The 2,709-nt window shown below is 40.6% G+C and carries 1 protein-coding gene; it reads left to right on the top strand.

What is annotated here, in order from left to right; genetic code table 11:
• Window positions 1–176 precede the first annotated feature (176 nt).
• A complete protein-coding gene (locus ACM0OS_RS28680; RefSeq protein WP_414546574.1) occupies window positions 177–2,369 on the top strand; it encodes a CHASE2 domain-containing protein in 2,193 nt (730 codons plus the stop codon).
• Window positions 2,370–2,709 lie beyond the last annotated feature (340 nt).

Genomic DNA, 2,709 nt, shown 5'->3' on the forward strand with positions numbered 1-2,709 from the left:
CCGGATTAAACTGAAGCGCCTTTATCCGTCAATTAATTTTTGACAGACTACTAGAATCATCTGGGAATTGCTAAATTAGATCAAGTTCAATGAGCTAATTAGCTTTTATCCCTGATTCCGGTACTTTCGTTCCGGGTGGGCAACATCTACTAAACTTAGGCTATTGCCGCAACACCGTGATTAATGGAATATTAGAACGACTCCGAACCGCGTTTGCCAAAGACAAGATTTACCGTGATCCTGCTCCCCATAAGAACTGGTTACAAGTGATTTTAGTTACCAGCCTGGGAGTTACAGCCTTGGTATGGGGCGTTAGAGAACTCAAGTGGTTACAGTCTGAGGAATTAAAAGCTTATGACACAATGCTGCGATCGCGTCCGGTTGAACCACTCGATCCTCGCATCTTATTAGTGACAATTACTGAAGCAGATCTAGCACAACAAAAATGGCCCTTGTCGGATGCCACAATCAATCAACTGTTAGTCAAACTAGAATCTTATCAACCTCGTGTCATTGGTTTAAATTTTTATTTAGCGGAGAACCTGCAAAGTCAAGATAATATCATTGGTACATGCTTATTCAGCAGTATAGGCAGAGAAGAAATTCCCCCGCCAGCGAATTTACCAATCGAAAATATTGGTTTCAACGATTTAATTTCTGATCACGAAGCAGAGCAAATTATTCGCCGCAGTTTATTATTTGCCACTTCCCAAGACAGTCAATGTAAAACTTCCTTTTCATTTGCGGCTTTATTAGCCATTAATTATCTAGAAAAAGCGGGTTTTAAATTAGATTTTACTGATGAACATAATTTCGCAATAGGTAACACTCACTTTCCTACTCTCAAAGCTAATTCTGGTAGCTATAAAAGATTGGATGCCGCAGGTTACCAACTATTATTGAATTACCGCCATCCTGATAATTTTGCACAGCAAGTAACTCTGACACAAGTTCTCAATGGTCAACTTCAACCTGATTGGGTAAAAGATAAGTTAGTTATTATTGGCACAACTGCTGCTAGTCTTCATACGGGATTATATACACCTTATAGCGCTGCACCTGACCAACCAAGCAGAACACAATCTGTATTCATCCATGCACAGATAGCCAGTCAGATTATCAGTACAGTTCTAGATGGTAGACCTTTAATTTGGTACTGGACTGAGGGGGGGGAAATTTTGTGGTTATTTGGTTGGTCAATTGTTGGTAGTTTTTTAGGCTGGCGATTACGACATCCTTTGTTATTGCTAGTAGTGGGAGGTACAACCTTAGGCGGCTTGGTGGTCATCTGCACTGGTGTATTATTTCTCCAAGCTGGTTGGATACCCCTGATTCCCCCGGCGATCGCTTTAGTGATGAGTGGTTTGGGTACGGTAATTTACACTACCTACCAAACTCAGCAGCAAACGCGGGTAATTCTGTTACAAGTTGAACAACAACAAGAAGCAATTGAACAGTTAAATATTCTCTTAAAGGATACTACAACTACAGCAATTTATGATGTACATTTTCATACTGCACCTACAACCACAACCCCAGGAAAAATAACTGGGGATTTGCTATTGGGTGGACGTTACCAAATATCTAAAGTGCTGGGTGCAGGGGGATTTGGTCGGACTTATTTAGCAAAAGATACTCAGCGTCCAGGGCATCCAATTTGTGTAGTTAAACAGTTAATGCCAGCACGTCGGGATACAAGATTTTTGTCAGTTGCTCGCAGGTTATTTAAAACTGAAGCGGAAATTTTAGAAGTGTTAGGAAAACATCAACAAATTCCTGAATTGCTAGCTTATTTTGAAGTTAATGAAGAATTTTATTTAGTCCAAGAATACATTTCTGGACATACTCTGAATGAAGAATTGCCTCCTGGGGAGATTGTCAAGAATGAATCTGGTGTCATAGATATGCTCAAAGGAATTTTAGAAGTTCTGGTATTTGTGCATGAACATCGAGTCATTCATCGTGATCTGAAACCAACTAATATTATTAGATGTGCTGAAGATAATCGACTAGTATTAATTGATTTTGGTGCAGTTAAATTAATCCAACCGCCGACTAGCGAAGAAACAGAATTGGCAACAGTCGCTATTGGTACACGTGGTTATGCACCACCAGAGCAATTTGCTGGTCATCCCCGCTTGTCTAGTGATATTTATGCTTTGGGAATGATAGGCATCCAAGCTATTACGGGAATACCACCGCAAGAACTTCAATTAAATTCAGAAACAGGCAATGTTATGTGGCGACAAACAGCACAAATCAGTGATGAATTAGCCGAAATATTAGACAAAATGGTACGTTATAATTTTAGCGATCGCTATCAATCAGCCGCAGCAGTTATTCAAGATTTAAATCAGGTTGCAGGTTAAAGCATATACATCTTCCGGAGGCATTTCATCAATCATCAAATCCTAAATGAGATACAGGACAAATGTATCTTAATTTTTGTATTGATTTCTGCTGTATTTACTAGGACTTACGCACAAATTACAGAATATAATATCGTTCGCGGAGCGGAGGCATACCACAGAGACGCAGAGGAATCACTGCGGTGGACGGGTTCTCCGGCATAAAGGAGCCAGCAGCGTGAGCGGGTTTCCCGACTTGAGTGGACTGGCGTCAAGTGGCGTGACACGGAGGAATAAGGGTTTGAGGTAGGGTGTTGATTTTGTGGGAGAGATGCTCAAAATTTTTCATGCAGTTTCTGTG

The organism is Nostoc sp. CCY0012 (genome assembly GCF_963920855.1).
Taxonomy (GTDB): Bacteria; Cyanobacteriota; Cyanobacteriia; order Cyanobacteriales; family Nostocaceae; genus Cyanocohniella.